At 70.4% G+C, this 22,469-nt stretch carries 18 protein-coding genes and 2 tRNA genes; 8 read left to right on the top strand and 12 right to left on the bottom strand.

The genetic code is table 11. The features are described 5' to 3' along the window. Window positions 1-176: 176 nt before the first annotated feature. From P3T29_RS22450 to P3T29_RS22460, 3 genes are all read right to left on the bottom strand, one after another. Window positions 177-827, bottom strand: a complete 651-nt coding sequence (locus tag P3T29_RS22450) for a pentapeptide repeat-containing protein (RefSeq protein WP_280718366.1) — start codon at window positions 825-827, stop codon at window positions 177-179. Window positions 828-863: 36 nt separating this feature from the next. Next, on the bottom strand, window positions 864-1,106 hold the full coding sequence (locus tag P3T29_RS22455; protein WP_280718367.1) for a hypothetical protein: 243 nt from the start codon (window positions 1,104-1,106) through the stop codon (window positions 864-866). 350 nt (window positions 1,107-1,456) lie between these two features. Continuing rightward, a complete protein-coding gene (locus P3T29_RS22460; RefSeq protein ID WP_280718368.1) occupies window positions 1,457-3,157 on the bottom strand; it encodes an ABC transporter family substrate-binding protein in 1,701 nt (566 codons plus the stop codon). A 369-nt stretch (window positions 3,158-3,526) separates the two neighbouring features. Here P3T29_RS22460 and P3T29_RS22465 point away from each other — a divergent pair, with 369 nt between their 5' ends. The 6 genes from P3T29_RS22465 (at window position 3,527) to P3T29_RS22490 (ending at window position 9,960) form a co-directional block, all read left to right on the top strand. Next, window positions 3,527-4,510, top strand: coding sequence for an ABC transporter permease (locus tag P3T29_RS22465; RefSeq protein ID WP_280718369.1), 984 nt, complete (start codon window positions 3,527-3,529; stop codon window positions 4,508-4,510). A gap of 12 nt (window positions 4,511-4,522) precedes the next feature. Continuing rightward, entirely contained in the window at window positions 4,523-5,452 is a 930-nt protein-coding gene (locus tag P3T29_RS22470) for an ABC transporter permease (protein ID WP_280718370.1), read from the top strand. Between the two features lie 11 nt (window positions 5,453-5,463). Continuing rightward, window positions 5,464-7,500, top strand: a complete 2,037-nt coding sequence (locus P3T29_RS22475) for an ABC transporter ATP-binding protein (RefSeq protein WP_348532855.1) — start codon at window positions 5,464-5,466, stop codon at window positions 7,498-7,500. A gap of 84 nt (window positions 7,501-7,584) precedes the next feature. Next, window positions 7,585-7,658 (top strand) — tRNA-Lys (locus tag P3T29_RS22480). 321 nt (window positions 7,659-7,979) lie between these two features. Next, complete coding sequence (locus tag P3T29_RS22485; protein WP_280718372.1) at window positions 7,980-8,849, top strand: methyltransferase domain-containing protein; 870 nt, start codon at window positions 7,980-7,982, stop codon at window positions 8,847-8,849. A 1-nt stretch (window position 8,850) separates the two neighbouring features. Further along, window positions 8,851-9,960, top strand: coding sequence for a hypothetical protein (locus P3T29_RS22490; protein WP_280718373.1), 1,110 nt, complete (start codon window positions 8,851-8,853; stop codon window positions 9,958-9,960). 47 nt (window positions 9,961-10,007) lie between these two features. On the opposite strand, the gene P3T29_RS22495 is transcribed toward P3T29_RS22490, so the two are convergent. The 8 genes from P3T29_RS22495 to P3T29_RS22530 all read right to left on the bottom strand — a co-directional run bounded on the left by P3T29_RS22495 (window position 10,008) and on the right by P3T29_RS22530 (window position 18,028). After that, window positions 10,008-11,459, bottom strand: a complete 1,452-nt coding sequence (locus P3T29_RS22495) for a cytochrome P450 (RefSeq protein WP_280718374.1) — start codon at window positions 11,457-11,459, stop codon at window positions 10,008-10,010. Between the two features lie 13 nt (window positions 11,460-11,472). Continuing rightward, entirely contained in the window at window positions 11,473-12,087 is a 615-nt protein-coding gene (locus P3T29_RS22500) for an ATP/GTP-binding protein (protein ID WP_280718375.1), read from the bottom strand. Further along, window positions 12,068-12,427: a DUF742 domain-containing protein gene (locus tag P3T29_RS22505; RefSeq protein ID WP_280718376.1), complete on the bottom strand. Its 360-nt coding sequence runs from the start codon at window positions 12,425-12,427 to the stop codon at window positions 12,068-12,070. Before P3T29_RS22505 ends, P3T29_RS22500 begins: the two co-directional genes overlap by 20 nt. Continuing rightward, window positions 12,424-12,831, bottom strand: a complete 408-nt coding sequence (locus P3T29_RS22510) for a roadblock/LC7 domain-containing protein (RefSeq protein WP_280718377.1) — start codon at window positions 12,829-12,831, stop codon at window positions 12,424-12,426. The genes P3T29_RS22505 and P3T29_RS22510 overlap by 4 nt, the downstream gene beginning before the upstream one ends. Continuing rightward, complete coding sequence (locus P3T29_RS22515) at window positions 12,828-14,486, bottom strand: ATP-binding protein (RefSeq protein WP_280718378.1); 1,659 nt, start codon at window positions 14,484-14,486, stop codon at window positions 12,828-12,830. The genes P3T29_RS22510 and P3T29_RS22515 overlap by 4 nt, the downstream gene beginning before the upstream one ends. 299 nt (window positions 14,487-14,785) lie before the next feature. Beyond that, entirely contained in the window at window positions 14,786-16,201 is a 1,416-nt protein-coding gene (locus tag P3T29_RS22520) for an FAD-dependent monooxygenase (RefSeq protein ID WP_280718380.1), read from the bottom strand. A gap of 136 nt (window positions 16,202-16,337) precedes the next feature. Then, window positions 16,338-17,084, bottom strand: a complete 747-nt coding sequence (locus tag P3T29_RS22525; protein ID WP_280718381.1) for a DedA family protein — start codon at window positions 17,082-17,084, stop codon at window positions 16,338-16,340. 83 nt (window positions 17,085-17,167) lie between these two features. Beyond that, window positions 17,168-18,028 carry an alpha/beta hydrolase gene (locus P3T29_RS22530; protein WP_280718383.1) on the bottom strand — a complete coding sequence of 287 codons (861 nt, stop codon included), beginning with the start codon at window positions 18,026-18,028 and terminating at the stop codon, window positions 17,168-17,170. A gap of 119 nt (window positions 18,029-18,147) precedes the next feature. Here P3T29_RS22530 and P3T29_RS22535 point away from each other — a divergent pair. Continuing rightward, window positions 18,148-18,221: transfer RNA gene (locus P3T29_RS22535), tRNA-Lys, on the top strand. 130 nt (window positions 18,222-18,351) lie between these two features. Here P3T29_RS22535 and rmuC read toward each other — a convergent pair. Next, window positions 18,352-20,058, bottom strand: a complete 1,707-nt coding sequence (rmuC, locus tag P3T29_RS22540; RefSeq protein ID WP_280718384.1) for a DNA recombination protein RmuC — start codon at window positions 20,056-20,058, stop codon at window positions 18,352-18,354. Window positions 20,059-20,306: 248 nt separating this feature from the next. On the opposite strand from rmuC, the gene P3T29_RS22545 reads away from it, so the two are divergent. After that, the gene (locus P3T29_RS22545) at window positions 20,307-22,448 is read left to right on the top strand and encodes a hypothetical protein (protein WP_280718385.1); all 2,142 of its coding nucleotides are present in this window, start codon (window positions 20,307-20,309) and stop codon (window positions 22,446-22,448) included. Window positions 22,449-22,469: the final 21 nt, after the last annotated feature.

Genomic DNA, 22,469 nt, shown 5'->3' on the forward strand with positions numbered 1-22,469 from the left:
GGGCCGCCCGTCCCTTCGCTAGCGATGTTGTGCACACACGTTGTGTTCACGACACCGGTCGCGGAGCATCTTGGCGCAGCCCGGGGCGGTAGGCCATGGTTCCGGCAAGGCTTGTCGGACTGTTCGTCAGCGCTTCGCCGAACGACAGCGAGATGAACGCCGGGGTGGGCCGATACTCAGGAGTCCTTCACACTGATTCCCAGAGCGTGTGCGAACTGCGGTGCCAGCTCGAAGAGTTGGCTGGTGTCGATGATCGCGCCGCGCAGCCCCTGGTGGCCGTCGGGCAGCCCGAGCCGGACGGCACCGCGCAGGTCCACCTTCTTCAGCTCGGCACCGTTCAACCGGACCTCCTCCAAGGTGGAACCCGGCACCGAGACGTCGGTCAGCCTGGCCCCGCCGAAGTCGACGTCGCGCAGCAGGCAGTCCTCGAAGACCACGTCCCGCAGCACCGCACCCCGCAGGTTCACCGACTCCAACTTGCACTGCCGGAACACCACCCGGCGCAGCGCCGACCCGTACGCCGAGATGCCCGCCAGCACGGTGGAGACGAACGCCGCGTCCTGCCACTCGCTCTCGGACAGCTCGGTGGCGACCCAGCGGCTGCCCTGCACCCAGACCTCGTTGAACCGCGCCTGCCGCAGCTTGGCACCGCTCAGCTCGACCCCGGTGAACGCGCACTCCAGGAAGCTCGCGCCGTTCGCCGGACCCTCGTACGGGCCCTCGAAGCGCGCGGTGTCGTAGCGGTCGTCCCGGCGCAGCGGGCCGGTGTGCGGCCGGAGCAGGTGTGCGTACGGCAGATCGGCGAGCTGTTCGGGTGCGGACGGCATGCGCTGCTCCTCAGGCGGTCGGAAGGTCCCCCATCCTCACACGGAGTTCTGACGGGCGTGCAGGACGATGCCGGCGGCGATGGCGGCGGCTGCGACCAGGCCCGCGAGCAGGACGCCGCTCTGCCCGGCGGCCGTGCAGGCCAGGGTCGCGACGGCGGCGACCGGCAGCACCCACTGGGACGCGCCGCTCTTCACGTAGCGGGCGTGCAGCAGCCAGACGGTGAACAGTCGGGTCTCCGTGATCCTGGCACCGGGCAGGCCCCTGCGCACGTACGTCACGCCGGGCGGGCCGACGGGTTGCGTCCGTTCTGAGCCCTCGTCAGCGAGAGTTGACGGCGTAGTGCGCGAACCGGGTGACAGCTCGCCCTCCCCCGGGCGTGCCCGAGGCCAGGTCTGGGGTGCGTACCGTCCGGCCCGCTAGATTCCTCCCCAGTTGGAACGGCGACGCGGGCGGTCTGCGGGCAACGCGGAAGGTCAAGGCCGATGGCCGGACATGGGGGGCGGGTTCGCCGCGCCGCCCATGTCCGCACCACCGGCCTCGTGATCACCGCGCTGCTCACCAGCGCCGCCTGCAGTTCGTCCCGGTCCGTCCTACGGTTCGCCCTGCGCTCGGCAGCCCTGAACAGGCGTTACTTCTGCCAGCCCACCTTGACGATGTCGGTGTCCGCGAGGCTGCTCGCACCGAAGTTGGCGAGCCCCTTGCGCACCGCGACGATGCTCGGGCGCTGGTAGAGCTCGATCGTGTGGCCGAGCGCCCAGATCTGCGCGTCCGCCTGGTTGTAGAGCTTGGCGGCGGCCGTGGGGTCGAGCGTCCCGGCGGCCTGCTTCAGCAGCGAGTCGATCTCCGGGGTGCTCAGCTTGGAGAAGTTGCCGAACACGTTGTCGCCCTGCGGCATCTGGAAGTTGGCGACACCCACCGAGAGCGGGAAGGAGCCGGTGTTCCGCCAGCTGGCCAGGTCGAACTTGCCGACGTTGATGTACTTGGTGAAGTAGTCCTTGCTGGAGACCTTGTCGACGTCGAGCTTGATGCCGATCTGCTGCAGCATGTTCTGCAGGGCCGTGGCCATGTCCAGCTGGGACTGGGCGGAGCCGTCGCTGATCACGAAGTGCAGCTCGAGCGGCGCGCCGTTCTTGGTACGGGTCTGGCCGGCCCCGGGGCTCTGCCAACCCTCCTTGTCCAGCATCTGGTTGGCGACGCCCGGCTCGAACTTGACCCAGTCGCCCGCGTTGTCCTGGTAGCCGGTCTGGTTGGTCATGAAGAGGTGGTTGTCGAGCGGCTTGAACGTCACCGGAACGCCCTGGTTCGCGATCTTGATCAACGCGTCGCGGTCGACCGCGTGACCGATCGCCTGGCGGACGGCCTGGTCGGCCAGCACACCGTTGCCGCCGAAGGAGATGTGCACCTCGTCCCAGGGGGTGCCCGTCCGGATCACGCCGTCCTTGGCGTCCTTGAGCTGCCCGTACGAGGTCGCCGAACCGGCCGAGGCGTAGTCGATCTCGTTGTTCAGGAACGCCTGGGTCATCGCCGAGGCGTCCAGCACCCGGTAGGTGATCTTGTCCAGCTTGGGCTTCGGGCCCCACCAGTTCGGGTCCGGGACGAGGGTGACGGTCTGGGCCGTCTTGTCCATCGTGCCGATCTTGAACGGCCCGCCGGTGATCGGGACCTTCTCGATCCAGCCCTTGTTGAACTCGTCCGGGGTGGACATGCCGGCGGCCGGGAGCAGCGGGTTGAAGAGGTTCTGCCAGTCGGCGTACGGCTTGTCGAAGGTGACCTGCACCTCCTGCGGGTTCGCGCCCTGCTTCACCGAGGAGATCTGCTCGTACCCGGTGGAGGAGTTGAGGTTGTAGGCCGGGTTCTTGCCGTTGGACGCCTGCCAGACCGCCTGGAAGTCCAGGTAGCTGAGCTGCTTGCCGTCGGACCACTTGGCCTTGGGGTTGATCTTGTACGTGATCACCTCGGGCGAGGTCGAGGTGACCTCGGCGGAGGTCAGGTACTCGGGTGCCGGGTGGAAGACGCCCGTCGCGTCGGTGTGGAAGATCTTCGCCTCGACGTAGGTCATGATCTCGACCGCGTCGCCGTAGTTGCCGTCCACCTGGTACGGGTTCCACTGGGTGACCCACTGCTGGAGCGGTGCCCGGAACTCGCCGCCGTCCTTGATGTTGTCCAGCGGCTGCGGGTTGTTGTCCTGGGCGTTCTGGGTCGGCACCACGCTCTTCGCCACATCACCCGAGCCCGACCCGCCGGAGCTGCAGCCCGTCACGGTCAGCACCAGGGCGATGGCGAGAGCAGCGGCCCGACCGAGACCACGGGCTGTGGTGGATGCGTCCATGAGGGGTTCCCCCAAGAGATTTCGAAGAGTGAGTTGCCGCCAGGTGTGGCAGCACTTGAGCATGGGCAGCCAATTCGGTGTCCAGCGAGCAGAACGTAACAGCGCATCAGCAGCTCCACCAGGGGTCTGTGTTCACTTCTGATCGAAACGAAACAGTCGGCAATATTGCGGTAATACTCCGTCAGTAAGTCACTGCAACACTCTGACCAGGCACTTCTCACAGAACGCCAGGTGGCTCGTGCGAGACCCCTGGACGACCGACCGGTCGGTACCGTAGAACTGCTGCGCGAAGGTGCGTCAACCACCCATTGAGCGAAGGCAAATGATCATGTCGACCAGGTCCACGAACCGCCTCCCCGGCGGTGGGCGGTGATCAGATACCTCGCCAAGCGGTTCGGTTACTACGCCGCGCTGCTGCTCGTCGCGGTCTTCCTCGCGTACGCGCTCTCCGCCTCGGCCCTCGGGCCGCGCTCGTACTTCGAGGCCAAGCAGCCCCGGCCGTCCGCCGCCTCGGTGGACCGCCAGCTGACCGCGCTCAACCTCAACGACCACACCCCGGTGGTGGAACGTTTCGGCACCTGGGCCAAGGACCTGGTGCTGCACGGCGACCTCGGCCGGACCATCCACGACACCTCCGTCAACGACGACTTCGGCCGTCGCGTCTGGGTCTCGCTGCGGCTGCTGCTGATCGGCAGCGTGCTCGGGATGGTGCTCGGCGTGGCGGGCGGGGCCTGGAGCGCGGTCAGGCAGTACAAGATCTCCGACCGGGCGCTCACGCTCTTCTCCTTCGTCCTGCTCTCCACCCCGGTCTTCCTGCTGGCACTGCTGCTGAAGAACGGCGCGATCGCCGCCAAGGACGCCACCGGGCAGGAGGTGATCCCCTTCACCGGCTACGAGACCCCGGGGCTGGCCGGCGGGATCGGCGCCCACCTCGCCGACTGGTCGCTGCACCTGCTGCTGCCCACGCTGTCCCTGGCCCTCGGCGGGCTCGCCCTGTACAGCCGCTACCAGCGCGGCACCATGCTGGACGTGCTCGGCTCCGACTACCTGCGCACCGCCGAGGCCAAGGGGCTGACCCGCAATCAGGCGCTGATCAAGCACGGGCTGCGGACGGCGATCATCCCGATGTCGACGATGTTCGCCTACAGCTTCCTCGGGATCTTCACCGGCGCGGCCTTCACCGAGACCATCTTCGGCTGGCACGGCATGGGCGAGTGGTTCATCCAGGCGATCAACGAGCAGGACGTCAACTCGGTGGTCGCGGTCAACCTGTTCGCCGCGGTGGTGGTGCTGGCCTCGGGCTTCCTGGCCGACGTACTGACCGCCGCGCTGGACCCGCGAGTCCGGACCTGAGGGGCGACGACCATGACCACGTTGATCACCGAAGCCACCCTTCCCGCCGCCGAAGCCCCCGCACCCGGCGGGCGGTTGAGGCTGGTGCTGTCCCGCCTGACGGCGGCGAAGGGCGTGCTGGTCGGCGGCACGATCGTGCTGCTGCTCTTCCTGCTCGCCTTCGGCGGCCCGTTCATCACCCACTGGGACTACGCCACCCCCGACTACAGCGCGCTGCGCCAACCCCCGTCCGGCACGCACTGGTTCGGCACCAACGGGCTCGGCCAGGACGTCTTCGCCCAGACCGTGCGCGGGCTGCAGAAGTCGCTGATCATCGGCCTGTTGGTCGCGCTGTTCTCCACCGTGGTCGCCTCGCTGGTCGGCGCCTGCGCCGGGTACTTCGGCGGCTGGATCGACCGGGGGCTGACCTTCCTGGTCGACCTGCTGCTGGTCTTCCCCAGCTTCCTGATCATCACGATCATCTCGCCCAAGCTGAAGGGCGCCGGCTGGATCGCCTTCGTCGTGCTGCTGGCCGCGTTCAACTGGATGATCACCGCCCGGGTGATCCGCTCGATGACCCGCTCACTGCGGGAGCGCGAATTCGTCCGCGCCGCGCAGTTCATGGGTGTCCACCCGTTGCGCATCATCGTCCGGCACATCCTGCCGAACGTCGCGTCCTTCCTGATCACCGACGCCACCGTCGCGGTCGGCGGCGCCGTGATGAGCGAGACCGCGCTCTCGTACTTCGGCTTCGGCGTCCGCGCACCGGACGTCTCGCTCGGCACCCTGCTCGCCGCCGGTACGGACCAGGCCCCCGTCTTCCCCTGGCTGTTCTACTTCGCCGCCGGGCTGCTGGTGCTCTTCGTGCTGGCCATCAACCTGATCGGGGACGGGCTGCGCGACGCCCTCGACCCCACGACCGAGGCGGCCCGCCCCGCCCGTACCTCCCGGAGCAGCAAGTGATCACGGATCTGATCGAGTCCCGGGATCTGCTCGAAGTCAAGGAGCTGGCCGTCGACTTCGGCGCCGCACCGGCGGTGCGCGGGGTCGACCTGCGGCTGAAGCGCGGCGAGACGCTGGGCATCGTCGGCGAGTCCGGCTCCGGCAAGTCGGTGACGGCGCTCGCCGTACTCGGGCTGCTGCCCGGGTCGGCCTCGGTACGCGGCTCGGTGCGGCTGGAGGGCCGGGAGCTGGTCGGACTGCCGAACCGGGAACTGGCCAAGATCCGGGGCAACAAGATCGCGATGGTCTTCCAGGACCCGCTGTCCGCCTTCACCCCCGTCTACCGGATCGGCGACCAGATCGTCGAGGCGCTGCGGATCCACCAGTCGCTGGACCGGGCCGCCGCCCGCAAGCGCGCGGCCGAACTACTGGACCTGGTGGGCATCCCCGAGCCGGAGCGGGCGCTGGACAACTTCCCGCACGAGTTCTCCGGCGGCATGCGCCAGCGCGCGATGATCGCGATGGCGATCGCCAACGACCCGGACATCCTGCTCGCCGACGAGCCGACCACCGCCCTCGACGTCACCATCCAGGCCCAGGTGCTGGACGTGCTGCGCAAGGCCCAGCGGGAGACCGGCGCGGCGCTCGTCCTCGTCTCGCACGACCTCGGCGTGATCGCCGGGATGGCAGACCGGGTCGCGGTGATGTACGCCGGGCGCGTGGTCGAGACGGCGGGCGTGGACGAGCTGTTCGCGCGCCCCCGGCACCCGTACACCCTCGGACTGATCGGTGCCGTCCCCCGGCTGGACACCGGCGGCGGCCCGCTCGTCCCGATCCCCGGCAACCCGGCCGCGCTGGGCGACCTGCCGCCCGGCTGCCCGTTCGCCGCCCGCTGCCCACTGGTGCAGGACCGCTGCCGGACGGCGGAGCCCCCGCTCGCCGGTACCGACGGCCACCTCGCCGCCTGCGTACGGGCGGACGAGCTGGCCGAGCGCCGGCCGGCCCCGAGCGAGGTCTACCCGGTGCCGACCGTGCCGCCGCCCGCCGTCTCGGTGCCGCGCGAGGAGCGCGAGCAGGTGCTGCGGGTGACCGGCCTGACCAAGACCTTCCCGGTGCTCAAGGGGACGGTCTTCAAGCGCCGGGTCGGCGACGTGTACGCCGTCGACGGGGTCGAGCTGGACATCCGGCACGGCGAGACGCTCGGCCTGGTCGGCGAGTCCGGCTCCGGCAAGTCGACCACCCTGTTCGAGCTGCTGCGGCTGGGCAGACCCGAGTCCGGCCGGATCGAACTGCTCGGGCAGGACACCGCCGGGCTCGACCGCGCGGGCGCGCACAAGCTCCGCGCCGACATCCAGATCGTCTTCCAGGACCCGATGGCCAGCCTGGACCCCCGGCTGCCGATCGGCGACGTGATCGCCGAACCACTGCTCGCCCAGCACGCCCCGCGCGAGCTGATCGCCCGCCGGGTGCCCGAGCTGCTGCGGCAGGTCGGGCTCGAACCCGCCCACGCGGAGCGCTACCCGCACCAGTTCTCGGGCGGCCAGCGGCAGCGCATCTCGATCGCCCGCGCACTCGCCGTCCAGCCCCGGCTGCTGGTGCTGGACGAGCCGGTCTCCGCGCTGGACGTCTCCGTCCAGGCCGGGGTGCTCAACCTGCTCCAGCAGCTCAAGGCCGAGCTGGGGCTCGCGTACCTCTTCGTCTCGCACGACCTCTCGGTGATCCGGCACCTCTCGGACCGGGTGAGCGTGATGTACCTGGGCCGTACGGTCGAGTCCGGCTCGGTCGAGGCGGTCTTCGAGCAGCCCCGGCACCCCTACACCCGGGCCCTGCTGTCGGCCGTCCCACTGCCCGACCCGCCCGCCGAGCGGGCCCGGACCCGCGTCCTGCTGGCGGGCGACCCGCCCTCGCCGACCGAACGCCAGACCGGCTGCCGCTTCCGCACCCGCTGCCAGGTCTACGCGGCCCTGGACGCCGACCGGCGCGGCCGCTGCGAACAGCAGGCCCCACCGCTCGCCCAGGCCGCCCCGGGCCGGGACCACGCGGCGGCCTGCCACTACCCGGAGGCGTGACCGCCGCCGGGGCCACGGAGGGTGCTCAAACCGTCACGATTCGGCGATCCGGCCCGAGTCGCGTACAGTTTCCCGAGTCAGCACGCGCCGCTAGCTCAGTTGGTTAGAGCAGCTGACTCTTAATCAGCGGGTCCGGGGTTCGAGTCCCTGGCGGCGCACAGACGGACCGAGGGCCTTCTCACGACGGTGAGGAGGCCCTCGGTCTTTTCTGCTTTCCACGCTGCTTTCCACCCCGCCTCGCCCGCCCCGCCTCGCCCACCCCTCTCGAACCATTCTGCCGTGGCCCTGTCAAGGGTCTCCCCCATGCCAACTTTGGTGCAGATCAAGCCAGTCTTCTCTCGAAACTGTCCCAAACACACCGCAGATGTGATTGAAATCGATCATGCGGGGGACAGCCGGAGCGTTGCATTCCGGAAATCGACATCGAGAGGAGCCCGGTGGACCAGCACCTTGCAGTAAGACCCGCCGTCGCGGACGACATGGGATTCGACGAGAAGCAAGTACCGCTCTACTACTCGAGGAAGACCCTCGACATCCTGCACAAGTACGGCCCCGGTCCCCGAGTCCACTACCACCTCGGCCTGTTCGAGCCGGGGGACACCCCCAACACGACGGTCTCACAGGACGTCATACGCCGGCGGCTGGTCGCCGCACAGGAGGCCATGGTCGAGCGTGCGGCCACGCTCTGGAACGTGGCCGCCAACCCGCCCGCACACCTGCTGGACGTGGGCTGCGGGCTCGGCGGCGGGTCCATCTACTGGGCGCAGCGGCACCGGTCCTCGGTGACGGCGCTGACGGTCGCCGGTGACCACGTCCCGGTCATCGCGGACTTCGCCCGGCAGGCCGGTGTGGCGGACCTGGTGTCCCCGGTGCTGGGCGACGTGCACCACCTGCGGGACGAGAACCGGTACGACGCGGCGGTGGCCTTCGAGAGTTCCGGTTACATGGACCGCGAGGTGCTCTTCGAGAACATGGCCCAGGCCATCAGGCCCGGCGGCTGGTTCGGCATACAGGAGCACTTCGTGCGCCGCCCCGAGTGGACCTCGTTCATCGACGGCTACTACAAGACCCGGCTGGGCACGCTGACCGAGTACATCTCGGCCGCCCGGAAGGCCGGGTTCGTGTTGGAGGACGACGAGGACATCACCGACCGGGTGACGGAGTTCTGGGTCCAGAGCATGGCGTGGACGGCCCTGGAGCTCGACCGCATCGAGCAGGCCGGCGAGTCCTCCCCGATCGCCCGCGAGCGGCTCGCCGAGTCGGCTCTCACCCACGGCAGGTTCTTCCGGGTCTGGCGCGACCGCTCGATCGAGACCCGGATCCTGCTCTTCCGTCTGCGGAGCAACTGAGATGGCGCCTCCCGTCGAGCTGACCACTCGGCCGCCCGCCATCGGCTGGCAACTCCCCGCCTTCTACTGCCCGATCACCCCCGCCATCCACCCGGACGCCGCCCGGCTGGAGCAGCGGGCCATCGCCTGGGTGGACGCCTTCGGCCTGTACGAGAACGAGACCGACCGGGCCTGGGGCATCGCCACCCACAGCACCGACTTCAGCTGCCGCCTCATCCCGGACGGGGACGAGGAGAAGCTGCTGCTCTTCATCCTCTGGAACCACTGGGCGTTCGCACTCGACGACACCGTGCACGACACCGGCTCGGTCTCGGCGACCACGGCCCGCGTCGTCGACTTCAACTCCCGGGTGGCCCGCTGCCTGGAGACGCCGGGAGCCGCGCTGCTGGGCCCCGGCCCGCTGACGACCGCCCTCGACGACCTGGTGACCCGCACCCGGGCGGCCACCACGCCCGTCGAACTGCGGCTCGTCGCCGACGGGTTGCGCGACTGGCTGTTCGGCGCCGCCTGGCAGTCCGGCAACACCGAGCGCGGCATCATGCCCGGCCTGGCCGACTACGTCGCCATGCGGCCATCCATCAACGGGACGCGGTTCTCGCTCGCCTGGAGCATGCTCGCCCGGGGCATCGAGGTGCCCCCCGAGGAGCTGTACTCCGACGGCGTCCAGGCCCTCACCGACGTCGCGGGGTTCGTGGTCAGCTGCGACAACGACCTGTTCTCGTACGCGAAGGAGGACGACCAGGAGGCGCTGGAGCAGAACCTCGTCAACGTCCTAGCGCACGAACGTGGTTGCTCCCCGCAGGAGGCACTCGCGGACGCGGTGGCCGTGCGGGACCGCACGATGGGGCTCTTCCTGCGGCTGCGTGAGCAGCTCGCCGCGAGCGCCGGCCCGGAGCTGCTCCGCTACCTCGAGGCCCTGGGCCACTACATCGTGGGCTGCGTCCAGTGGATGAACACCGCGCCGCGCTACGCCAGCCCGCGCAACCGGCACCCTCTCCCCGTGCCGGGGGCGACCTGGGGCATCACCTGGCGCGACACCCCGACCGACCCGAGCACCGACCCCCTTCCGGTGCCGGCGGCGGCCTGGTGGTGGCAACAGCTCGACGGATAGCCACCTGAGGGGCGCGGGGCTCTGCCCCGCGCCCCTCAGGCGCAGTGTCAGCGCCGCCGCAGCAGCCAGTCCAGGAACGAACGCCGCCGCTGCGGCACCTGGACCTGAACCGGCTCGGCGGCCACGGCCGCAGGGGCCTGGACGGGCTCCGGGACCGGGGTGGAGACGGTGGTCGCCCGGGTCTCCTCATCCGGCCGCTTGGGACGGCGCGGGGTGAACTCCACTGGCAGCTCGACCAGGTGACGAGACATCAGCGAGGAGGTCCAGCGCAGCTCGTGCTCCGGGACGGCGAGCCGCAGGTCGGGCAGGCGGGTCAGCAGGATGTCGATGCCGGTGTCGGCGATGGCGCGGCCGACGTCCTGGCCGGGGCACTCGTGCGGCCCGCCGCCGAAGGCCAGGTGGGAGCGGTTGCCGAGGACGGGCTCGGTCGGGTCGGGCCGGATGGCCGGGTCGACGTTCCCGGCGGCCAGGCCGAGCAGGAGCATGTCGCCGGTCCTGATCTGGTGACCGGCCAGCTCGGTGTCACCCGTCGCCCAGCGGCCGAGGATGGTGGTGAACGGCGGCTCGTCCCAGAGCACCTGCTCCAGCGCGTCCGGCAGGGTCATGTGACCGCCGGTCAGGTGCGCGCGGAAGCGGCGGTCGGTGAGGATCATGCGCACCGCGTTGGCGATCAGGTTCGAGGTGGTCTCGAACGCGGCGATCAGGACCAGCCGCAGGTGCTCCATCACCTCGTCGTCCGCGAGTTCGGCCGGGTGGCTGATCAGCCAGGACGCGAAGTCGGGGCCGGGCGTGGCGCGCTTGCGGTCCACCAGCTGCCGCAGGGCCGCCACGACGTAATCGTTGCTGGCGAGGGCGGTCTCGGTGCCCTTGATCATGTCGCGGGCGGCCGTCACCAGCCGGGGGCCGTACTCCTCGGGCATGCCGAGCAGCTGCGTCATGACGAGCATCGGCAGGTGCTCCGCGAACTGGGTCACCAGCTCGGCCCGGCCGTCCTCGGCGAAGCCGTCCACCAGCTGGTTGGCGAAGCGGGTGACGTACCGGCGGATGCCCCGGCGGTCGAACCGCGCGAGGCTCTCGGTGACGGCGCCGCGCAGCCGCTCGTGCTCCTCGCCGTCGGCGAAGTTGCAGAGCGGCTGCCACCCGGCTATCGGCGCGAGCGGGTGGTCCACCCCGAGCTTTCCCTCCTGCATCGCGTGCCAGCGGCGGGAGTCCCGGGAGAACCGGGAGGGGGTGCGGGCGACGTCCAGGTTCTCCCGGTGGCCGAGTATCAGCCAGGCCGGGAGGTCGCCCTGCACCAGGACGGGCGCGACCGCGCCGTGCTCAGCCCGGAGCTTCTCGTACAGGCCCATCGGGTCGGCCTCGGCCTCCGGCCCGTACAGCCGCCGGAGGCCACCGGCACCGAGGCTGTCGGCACCGAGCCCGAGCCCGTGCGCCGGGCACCCCGGCGGCGGGGCGAGGGCGGAGTCGGCGGGGGACTGGTCTGGTGCCGGCGTGGTCACGGTCTCTCCGGGGTCAGGGTGTTGGAGTGGTCAGGGAGTAGAGGTAACGCATCAGCGCCATCAGGACGTCACGGCTGGACTCCCGGGTGCGGGCGTCGCACTCGACGATCGGCACCTCGGGCGGCAGGTCCAGCGCCGCCCGCAGCTCCTCCGTCGGGTAGGACGGGGACTCGGGGAAGCTGTTGAGCGCGACCACGAACGGCACGCCGCGCTCCTCCAGCCGCCCGATCACGTCGAAGCTGACCTCGAGGCGTCGGGTGTCGACCAGGACGACGGCGCCGAGCGCGCCCTCGAACAGGCCGTTCCAGAGGAACCAGAACCGCTGCTGCCCGGGTGTGCCGAACAGGTAGAGCACCAGCTCGTCGTTGATGCTGATCCGGCCGAAGTCCATCGCCACGGTGGTCGCGGTCTTGCGCTCGACCCCCGCGATGTCGTCGACGTCGGCACCGGCCTGCGTCATCGTCTCTTCGGTGGTCAGCGGCCGGATCTCGCTCACGGCACCGACCAGGGTCGTCTTTCCGACCCCGAATCCGCCGACGATCACCACCTTGACCGCGGTGGCGGCCGAGGACGGCAGAGTGTCCTCGCTCCGTGGCCCCACTACCGTCTCAGAGCTTCTGAAGTCCATGCATCACCGCCTCAATCAGGGCACGGTCAGGGAGTTGTGCCAGCGGGACGGGCGCCCGCGCCTCGACCCGCTTGTCCGCCAGCAGGTCCGCGAGCAGCACGGTGGTCACGCTCATCGGCAGCCGCAGGTACGCGGAGATCTCCGCCACCGAGAGCGGCGAGTGGCAGAGCCGCAGGATCGCGGCGTGCTCCGGCTGCATCGTCGGTTGCGGCTTCGAGCGGGAGACGATCAGCGTGACCAGGTCGAGGACGGTCCGTTCGGCTAAGCCGCTGCGTCCACGAGTGATCACGTAGAGCCGCTCGGGGTTGCCCTCGTCCCACTCGTGGTCCGTTCCACTCATGCGACCTGCTCGCCGCTGCGCGGCGGGGTACTGAGGTGCTCACCGATCCGGGCCACCAGATCCCGCATCCGCTGGCCCATCAGCCCGGCGTCGACCCCTTCGTCCGCGAGCACCGCGAGGTACGCCCGAGCGCCGGCCGCCATCAGGTAGAAGAACCCGCCACCCATCTCGATGACCACCAGCCGCATCCGCCCGTCACCGTGCGGGAACTCGGTGGCGACGGCGCCCGCCAGGCTCTGCAGTCCCGCGCAGGCCGCCGCGAGGCGGTCGGCCGTGTCGGTGTCCGTACCGTACTGGGCCATCCGCAGCCCGTCGGAGGACAGCACGACCACGTGACGCGTCTGCGGGACGCTGTCCGCCAGATCCTTGAGCATCCAGTCCATGTTGGCCCGCTGCTGAATCACTGCTCACCCTTACCTGATGACGACTCGTCACTGTTGTGGCCGACCGAAGCGGTGGCCGGCGGCTGGCCCGGCTGGGCGGTCTGGCCGTTGGGGGCCTGGCCGGCCGGAGCCTGGCCGGCCGGAGCCTGGCCGTTGGAGGCCTGGCCGTTCACCCCGCCCTGGAACGCGGCCAGCCACATACCGGGCTGCACCGGTGCGTCGGCCGGCCGGGCGGCCGTCGGCTCGGCGGCCTGGTACTCGGCGGCCCGGTGCGCGGCGACCCTGGGCTCCGGAAGGTTCGGTACGGCGGCCCGGAGCGCCGGGGCCTGGCTCTCGGCGGCCGAGGGGGCCGCGTGGCGGCGGCGCCGCTGCGGCAGCCCGTTCGGCGTCCGCTCGCTCACCATCGGCGCCTCGTCCTCCCCCACCGTCACTGTCTGCTGACCGGCGAGCGAGCGGCCGGCCACCGGAGCGGGCGAGCCCGCCGGGCGGGGCCCGGAGGAGGCGCCGATACCGTGCGCCCGGCCGGTGGCGGGTGCCGTGGTGATCAGCTCCTGCGGCACGATCAGCACCGCGCGCACGCCGCCGTACGCGGAGGGCCGCAGCGAGACCTGGAAGCCGTACGCCTGCGAGAGCCGCCCGACCACGGCCAGGCCGAGCCGGGGCGTCTCACCGAGGTCGTTGAGGTCGATCCCGGCCTGCGCCTCCTTGAGCATCCGCTCGGCGCGGGCCCGGCCCTCCTCGCTCAGGCTCAGGCCGCCGTCCTCGATCTCGATGGCGATGCCGGTCTGCACCTCGACGGCGGTCAGATGGACCCTGGTCTGCGGCGGGGAGTAGCGGGTGGCGTTGTCCAGCAGCTCGGCCAGCGCGTGGATCAGCGGCTCGACCGCCGAGCCGATGACGGCGACCTCGGACACCGGGTGCAGTTCCACCCGCTGGTAGTCGAGGATCCGCGAGACGGCGCCGCGCAGCACGCTGTACAGCGGCACCGCCCGGCTCCACTGGCGGCCGGGGCGGGCGCCACCGAGGACGGCGATGCTGTCCGCGAGGCGCCCGACCAGCGCGTTTCCGTGGTCCAGGCGCAGCAGGTCGTCGAAGACGGCCGGGTCGTTGCCGTGCCGGTCCTCCATCTCCCGCAGGTCCTGGGCCTGCCGGTGGACGATCGCCTGCACCCGGCGGGCGATGTTCACGAACGCGCGCTGCGCGGACTCGCGCAGGCCCTCCTCCGCGTCGACCGCCTCCAGCACCGAACGCAGCACCGCCTGCCGGGCGGCCTGGAACTCGGCGGTGACGGCGCCCTCGTGGGAGTCGGCGTCGCGCAGCACGTCCTCGACGAAGTCGCCCTGCTGGAGCCTGGCCACGGCCTGCGGCAGCAGCCGCTCGGCCAGCCGCACCGTCTGGGTCTGCTGCTCGGCCAGCTGGTTCCGCAGCTCCGCCTCGAGCCGGCCGTGCTGCTCACGCAGCACCGCGAGCGCGCGCCCGCGCCGTACCGCCTCGACCGCGACGGCGGCCACGGCCAGGGTCGCGACCACGCCGCACGCCCCGACTCCCACCCGCGCGCCCGACGAGACCACCGAAACGGCGACGGCAGCGGCTGCCGCCATCACCACCGTGGGCAGGAGCCACGCGAGAACAGGAGCGGAGCGCCGGCCTCCGGGTGACGATCCAGCACGAAGCATCAGTGTCCTCAACGATCGAAAGGGTCAGGGAGCGACGAGTGGGACTCGACGCCTGCGGTGCGGCGCGCAGACGGTATACGCGGCCCGTAGAACGACAGGGCCGATATGGCGTAACTGATCCAGCACGCTGAGCCGCAAAGTAGCATAGCCGGTTTTTCGAATCACTCTGACTGATCATCAACAAGCAGACCGCATACCACTCTTGATGGTGGCTGGAATCGGTTTTGCAAATTATTAACGCCGCGTTTGCTCAATGGCATGCTTGCTCAACGCCTGCTCAACTCCTGCTCACCGCCTGCTCAACGCCGCGCCTGCCGGGCGTCCGGGCCGGCCGATACCCGCGCCGCCTGCGGCTTCTTCGGACTCACCCCACGGAACAGCGCCTTGGCCAGGATGCGTGGAGCCGCCATCGCGGTGGGCGGGGTGAGCATGTGGTAGACCCGCAGGAAGGTGCGGAAGACCTGCGGGTCGTGCACGACCAGGTGGACCAGCCGCTGCTTGTACCAGTTGCTCGCCCCGAGCAGCAGCGGCAGGCGGGTCCGGCCCTCCCGGTAGTGGTGCCAGACCAGGTCCTCGCTGATGGACATCAGCCACGGGAGGCGCACGATGCCCGCCACCTTGCGCTGGAACCGGCGGGCCAGCCCGCCCAGTTCGCCGCCCCGTTCGCCGCACCGGGAGCGGCGTCGCGTCAACGCCTCCCCCAGTGCGAGCGCCTCCAGGACGGCGACGGTCATCCCCTGGCCGAAGACCGGGTTGAAGGCGCAGGCGGAGTCACCGAGCGCGATCAGCCGGTCCGGCCAGCGCGCAAGCTTGGCGTACTCGGTCCGGCGGTTCTCGGTACGGCTGAAGTGGTGCACCCCGGAGAAGGCCGAACCCGAGGCGATCAGCCCGTCGAGATCCGGGTTCCCCAGGCCCTTGGCGAACTCCAGCCAACCGTCGGAGTCCTTCGGCGGGTGATCGCCGCCGGCGCCGAAGAGCGTCACCACCCAGCGGTCCCCCTCGACCCGCGCGACGAAGGTGCCCCGGGGGTTGTGCGGCGCGCTGTTCATCTGCTGCAGACCCAGGAAGGACTGCGGCGGCGCCTCGAACACCTGGGTCGAGTAGGCGAGTCCCGCATCCACCACGGTCGTGCGGGGCCTGGGGTAGCCCGCCTTCTCCAGCCAGTCCGGCAGCGCGGAGAACCGGCCGGAGGCGTCCACCACCAGATCCGCCGGCAGCACCTCCGTCCCGGTGGCGGCCCGGTTGAGCACGACGCCGTCGACGCGGGTGGCCGTGGCATCCCACTGCAACCCCTCCACCGGCGTGGCGTCCCGGACCGCCACCTGCGGCAGGGCCGCCACCCGTCGGCGCAGGGTGGACTCCAGCAGGTCCCGGCTGAACGCGTGCGCCGGTACGCCCACCTTCGTCCGGGGGACGGTACCGGCCCACACCGTCGTCGAGGCCATGTCCCCGTGGTCGAAGAGCGGCGCCCCCGCCGCCAGCAGCTCGTCCCGCAGCCCGGGGAAGAGCTCCTCCAGGTGGCCGCTGCCGCGAGCCAGCAGGCCGTGCACGTGCCGCGCCTGCGGTACGCCCTTTCGCGGTTCGGCCCCCTCCGGCAGCGCGTCCCGCTCCAGCAGGACGACCTCCTCGAAGTGGTCCGCCAGCACCCGGGCCGCCACCAGGCCGCAGATCCCGCCCCCGACGACCGCCGCGCGCCGCCACCGTCTGTCTGTCATGTACCCCTCCATCGACTCGGGCCCATTATGACCACCGAAGATTTGTGATCTTCCCCGACCCGGTGGACACGACACCACGGCCCGGCCGCTGTCTCTTCCTCCATACTCCCGGCGGCGCGCGGAAGGTGATGCCAGCTCAGCTCAGCTGCCGCACTCCCCCGAGCGGTAATCGCGGCCGCCCGACCTCGCCCACCCCACCTGCCTCCGCCGCACCGTCGCTTTCGTCGTTCTCGGCAGGCTCCGCCGCTGCCGCCGCCGCGTCCGCCTCGGCCTCCCGGCGGCGGCGCGCGCGGCGGCGGCGCATGTGCCAGACCACGGCGACGGCCAGCAGGACGGCGACGAAGGCGCCGGCGATGAACCGGCCGAGCACCTGCTCGATCTGGGTGTAGGCGTCACCCGCGTAGTAACCGAGCATGGTGAAACCGACACCCCAGAGCAGCGCGCCGAGGGCGTTGTAGCGGACGAAACGGCGGTATGGCATCCGCGACAGGCCGGCCAGTCCGGGGACCATGGTGCGGACGAAGGCTATGAACCGGCCGAAGAAGACCGCCCCCGCACCCCGCCGGTTCATCATCTCCCGGGCGGCGTCCACGCGTTCGGAGCGGCCACGGAGAAACCGCGAGTTGGCGATCCTCGGGCCGCTGCGGCGGCCGATCTCGTACCCGATGAAGTCGCCCGCGATCGCGGCGACCACGACCAGCGCGCACAGCCAGTAGACGGAGACCGCTCCCTGGCGGGCGATGACCCCGCCGACCACCACCGCACTCTCCCCCGGCAGGACCACACCGACGAGGAACCCGTCCTCGACGAAGACCAGGCCGGCCACGACCGCGTAGACGACCGGACCGGACAGACCTGCCAGCCAGTGGGTGATGGAGTTCATGCGTCCTCCTCCCACCCATTCTCACCCCTCGCCGCACGGGACGGGCTGGGCGCACGGCGAGGGCGGCCGGACGGGCCCGGCGATCAGGAACTGTCCAGTACGGCCTGCGCCACCACGTCCGGCCGGTCGGCCATCAGCAGGTGACCGGCCGGGACCGCGACCCGGAACCGGGCACCGAGCAGCTCGGCCAGCGCCTGCTGGCGAGCGAGCCACCGGCGGGACGCCGGGGTGCCGCAGCCCGGATCCGCCGCGAGCACGGTGACCGGCACCTCGGGCAGCGGCGCCCGGGCGCGCAGCTCGGCGAGCTCCGCCGCGACGTCCAGGTAGCAGGCGTTCTCCCGCAGCGCGGCCCGCAGCGCCCGGCCGGGCCGGTAGCAGCGCCGGACCAGCCCGGCCGGGGCGGGATCCGTACCTCGTACGGTGTTCAGCCGCGCCGCAAGCCGCCGCCCGGCCGGTCCGAACAGGTACGGCACGGCGAGCGCGGTGGCCGTACCCGCCACCGCACGCGCGCCCAGATCACGCAGCCCGGGGGCCGGGAGGGGGTGCGGCGCGGGCTCGACGCCGGCGTCCAGCAGGACCAGCCCGGCGGTACGCCCGGGGTGGAGGCGGGCGAACGCCTCGACGTGGAAACCCGCCAGCGAGTGCCCGGCGACCGTGCAGGGCCCGGGCAGCCCGAGGGCGTCGAGGACGGTACGAATCCGCTCGACCTCACCGACGGCGGTCGGACGGCCGCGCTCGGGCTCGCTCAGGCCGTACCCAGGACGGTCGAAACGGACCACCGTCCGGCACGGCGCGAGCAGCGGGACCACCGGATCCCAGTCGAACCAGCTGCACCCGAGCCCCCCACTGAGCACACAGACCGGCCCCCACCCCTCCCGCCGGACGTGCACCGCCGTACCGCCGACCCGCACGAAGCCGTCACTCACCGTCTCACCGTCGCTCACGGTCTCGGGCCTGGGCACCAGCCCACCCCAATCACCACAATCAGAATATTCCGGACACTCGCCCGAACAGTCTGCACGGCCCACCCCTCCGGACCGTGTATTGTTCTCGGAGTCAGCACGCGCCGCTAGCTCAGTTGGTTAGAGCAGCTGACTCTTAATCAGCGGGTCCGGGGTTCGAGTCCCTGGCGGCGCACAGCAGATGGGCAGTACGACCTGGGTCTTCTCGCTTCGGCGAGGAGACCCAGTGTCGTTTTCGGGCGCAACTGGGCCAGTAGTGAGTCAGCAGCGAGAGGCTGGCCGACTTGGAATCAGTTGGTGCACGCTCAGGCGGAGTCCGATGCGTCTGCGTCGGGCGACGGCCGCTTCGGCTGGCTCGGCACCCACAGAGCCCCGGTCCCAGCTGATCCCTGGCCACTCGCCGCCGTCTCGCGGGCGGTCAGTTCGGGTGCCGCCAGGGCACGCACCGCGCTCACCAGAGGCTTGGGAGATGCAAGATCACTCTCGACGACCTTCATGCCCTGGAACTTCCGGGCGGTGACCAGCACTCTACCCTCTAGCGACGCCACAGTGTCGTTGTACGCCTTCACCGAGGAGTCCATCGCACGGCCCAGCTTCTCCAGGTGCTTCCCCATCGCAGCGAGCCGCTCGTACAGTGTGCGGCCCAGGTCCGACACCTCCCGCATGCTGTCCGCCAGCGCCGCCTGGCTCCAGGCAAATGCGACTGCCCGCAGCATTCCGGACAGGATGGTCGGGGTGGCGACGAGCACGCGCTTGCCGGCCGCGTACTCCATCAGCTGCGGATCAGCCTCCAGCGCCCGCTCCAGGAAGCCCTCCCCGGGAAGGTAGAGCGCCACGAACTCCGGTGTGCACGGCAGCTTGCGGTGGTACTCCTTGCCGCTGAGCGCGTCCACGTGCTGGCGAACGAGCTTGGCATGCCGCTTGTAGCAAGCCCGCTGCGCCTCCTCGTTGGGGGCGCCCATCGCGTCCATGAACGCGGTGAGCGGCACCTTCGCGTCCACCACCACCTGCTTGCCGCCCGCCAGGTGCACCACCAGGTCGGGGCGCGACGTCCCGTCGTCGTCCGTGACCGAGACCTGCGTCTCGAAGTCGCAGTGTTCCACAAGCCCGGCCAGCTCCACCGTCCGCTGGAGGTGCTGCTCGCCCCACGCCCCGCGCACCTGCGGCTTGCGCAGCGCGTACGAGAGGGACTGCGTCTCCTTGCGTACGCCCTCGCTCATGCTGTTCATCTGCACGATCTGCTCACTGATCCTGGACTCCGCCGCCGCCCGCTTACCCTCCAGGTCGCGCAGGTGCTGGTCCATCCGCTGCAGCTGCTCCTGCACCGGCTGGTTGATCGCGCTGAGCTGCTGCTCAGCGGCGCTGAGCAGCTGGGCACTGCCCTGGTCGACCACCGCCTGTGAGAGTGTCTGCATCTTCTCCGCGAGCAGCCGCTGCTGGTCCTCCTGCATCTTCACCAGCTGCTGGCGAGCCGCCGTGATCTCGGCGCCGGCCACCTCAACCGCGCGCTGGCGCTCGCGCATGACGTCAAGGTCCTGCTCACGCTGGAGCAAGTCGTCGCGGAGACGGGCGTTCGTTGTCTCCAGACCGGCGTACTTCTCGCGGAGCTCCTGGTGGCCACGGACGAGCTTGGCGGCCCGAGCGTCCTGCTGCTCGCCGTCGGCCTCAGCACGGGACCGCTGCTCGCGCAGCTCGCTGACCTTCTCCTGCGCGGTACTGAGTTCCGCGGTCAGGCGTCCGAGCTGCTCGTCGCGGCTGCGGTGATCAGCGAGAGCAGCTGCGTGGGTGCGCTCCGCCGTATCGGCACGGGCGCGCTCGCGGTCCCGCTCGTTCTGAAGGACCTGAGCGTTCTGCTGGTGCCGCTCGGCGCGGTCCTCGGCAGCCCGCAGGTCGGTGGTAAGGGAACTCTGAGCGGCAGCAGTCCGCAGGTGCGCCAAGACGAAGCCAACGAGGGAGCCGAGCAAGGCGGCCAGAAGACCGACAGCAGCTGGGGTGAGGACGGACTGATTCACGGGTTAGCTCCCTGTCATTGATGAGGACCGCGTCAAGCTGGGCACGACCTGGTGCAGGACGGGCCACTCACTGGTGCCTCGCCAAGGTAGGCCCTGGCAACTTAAAACCGCCACGAATTTTCGATAACCCTTCTTATCAAGAGACCTAGTGACTCGCAGGCACCTAATCCCCTACAGTGCAGGAGTGGCACAGGAGCCAACGAGCGGCGCTTGGACGAAGCCGAGATGAGCGGAAGAGGTGGGCTGCGATGGAGCTGGCGGCAACGTCTGAACTGCACAATCCCCAGCCTGGCCCCTACGCCCCTCTCATCTCGATGCCCGAGATCGCCGCCCTGGCACAGGTCAAGCGCCCGGTGGTCTCCACCTGGCGCCGCCGTTACCCGGACTTCCCAGCCCCCCTCGCCGGGAGCGCCGACCGACTGCTGTTCCACGGCGGCGCTGTCACCGACTGGCTACTCAGCTCCGGCCTGGGCAACGCCGATCCCTCCGAGTTGCGGGCGGAACTCGCCCTCCACGCCATCGCCGCGCACGCCAACCAGTTCGGCGCCCGACGCCTGGTCGAGCTGCTCGGCAGCCTGCTGTGCCTGCGCTATCTCGACGACAGGCCGCTACTCCCGAGCGGAGCGGACGACGCGAGCTTCGACGTGGTGGCGGCCTGGTCCGCGCTGCGACGCCGCGCCGAGCGGATGGACGCCGAGGACCAGTTCGTGCTGCGCGAGATCCAGACTGCCGACAGCCGCGCGATCGTGCTCGCCAGACTGGCTGAGGATCTGATCGAGGCCGCCTACAGCCCCGGTGGCGCCTACGAATGGCTACTGTCCTCTCGTCGCCGCCTAGGACTGGCCGAACTCACCAGTCGCGCCCTCACCTCCGAACTGCTTCACCTCCTCGCCGACCTCTCCGACGTCAGCGCCCGCGTCGAGCGTGACGGCAGCGTCACCCTCGCCGACCCCCACGCCGGCTCCGGGGACCTCCTCGTGGCTCTCGCCGACAAAACGGACGACTCGGCCGAACTCCAGGCCCTCGCCGCCGAACCGCAGAGTTGGCTCGCCCGGCTCACCCGGCGCAGGCTGTTGTTGCGCGGCTTCCCCGAATACTCCCTCGATGTCCAAATCGGGGCCGAGCTGGAGGAAGGAATCGCGGATCCAGACATCATCGTGACTCAACTTCCCTACCAGGCGGCGGAGGAACGCTCGAAGCTCAGCGCGTTGGAGGAGGTCGAGCGCGTCAGCGATCTGCTAGGTCCTGGCAGCACTGCCCTCGTCGTCGGCCCCGCCGCCGCCCTCGTTGACGCGCTTCAAGACGTGGACGAAGCCAAGCTGCGTGGCAGCCTGCTGCGCCGTGGCGTCGTCGAAGCGGTCATCACCCTGCCCGGCGGAGTAACCCCTTATCGACCCGGGTATCGCAGTGCTCTCTGGATTCTCACCCGCGACCCGATCCTGGCCGCACGCGGCTATGTGCTTCTCGCCGACCTCGGCGCGGAGGCGCTGGACGAGCGCGTCCGTACGGAGCTGAGTGAGGATGTCCTCCTCTGGCGAACCGAGGGACGACGCAAGGACGGCCACGACCCGCGCTTCGGCTGCGTCGAGCCAATCGCGCGGCTAGACGCCGCGTTCGGCAGCGCGCTCACCCCACCACGACCGCCGGTTTCCGAGGTTCTCGCGCGCACAGTCGACGAGCGGCCCGCGCTCATCGTCGAGGCGGAGCGCCGACTGGAGCGCGCCGCCGAGCGCGCGCAGCGCTACGTTGCGACCCACGGCCCGCTGCGGGGCCAGGTGGTCCGGCGTGAAGGGGCGCGGCCCAGGCGGACTACAGTCGGCACACTGATCGCCGAGAAGACAGTGATCAAGCTCAAAGGTCACCGAATCGATCCCCGGTACATCCTGCCCACCGGCCACCACGACGTGCTGGGACCTGAGGAGGTCTGCGGAAGTAGCCCGGTCGGCGGTCGACGGATCGACCGTCTGACCCTCGCTGCCGAGTACGAGCACGCCGCACTGACGGAGCCTGGCGACGTCGTCTACACCACCGCACCCCGACTTGGACTGGCGGTCGATCACAATGGCTTCTCCGTAGCACTGTTCCCCGCCAGGGTTCTACGGATCAACTCCGACGCCGAGTCGCTGATGACCCCGCGCGTGTTGGCCGCACTGCTCGCTGCGGCCAAGAACACCGAACGCAGCCCGAGCGCGGTGCGAGCGGTCCGCCGGATCGAGGACTTCATGATCCCGGATCTCGACACGGCTGACGTCGAACGGTTTGACGCACTGCTCGCCGACGTTGACCGCAGGCAGGCGCTGCTGCGCGAGCAGAACACAGCCCTTGAGGAAGCCCGTCGCCTCACCCTGGCCGGCTTCGCCGACGGATCGCTGACGATCGACCATGACTGACACAGCCGCCAACCCTTGTTC

The organism is Kitasatospora sp. MAP5-34 (genome assembly GCF_029894335.1).
GTDB lineage: Bacteria > Actinomycetota > Actinomycetes > Streptomycetales > Streptomycetaceae > Kitasatospora.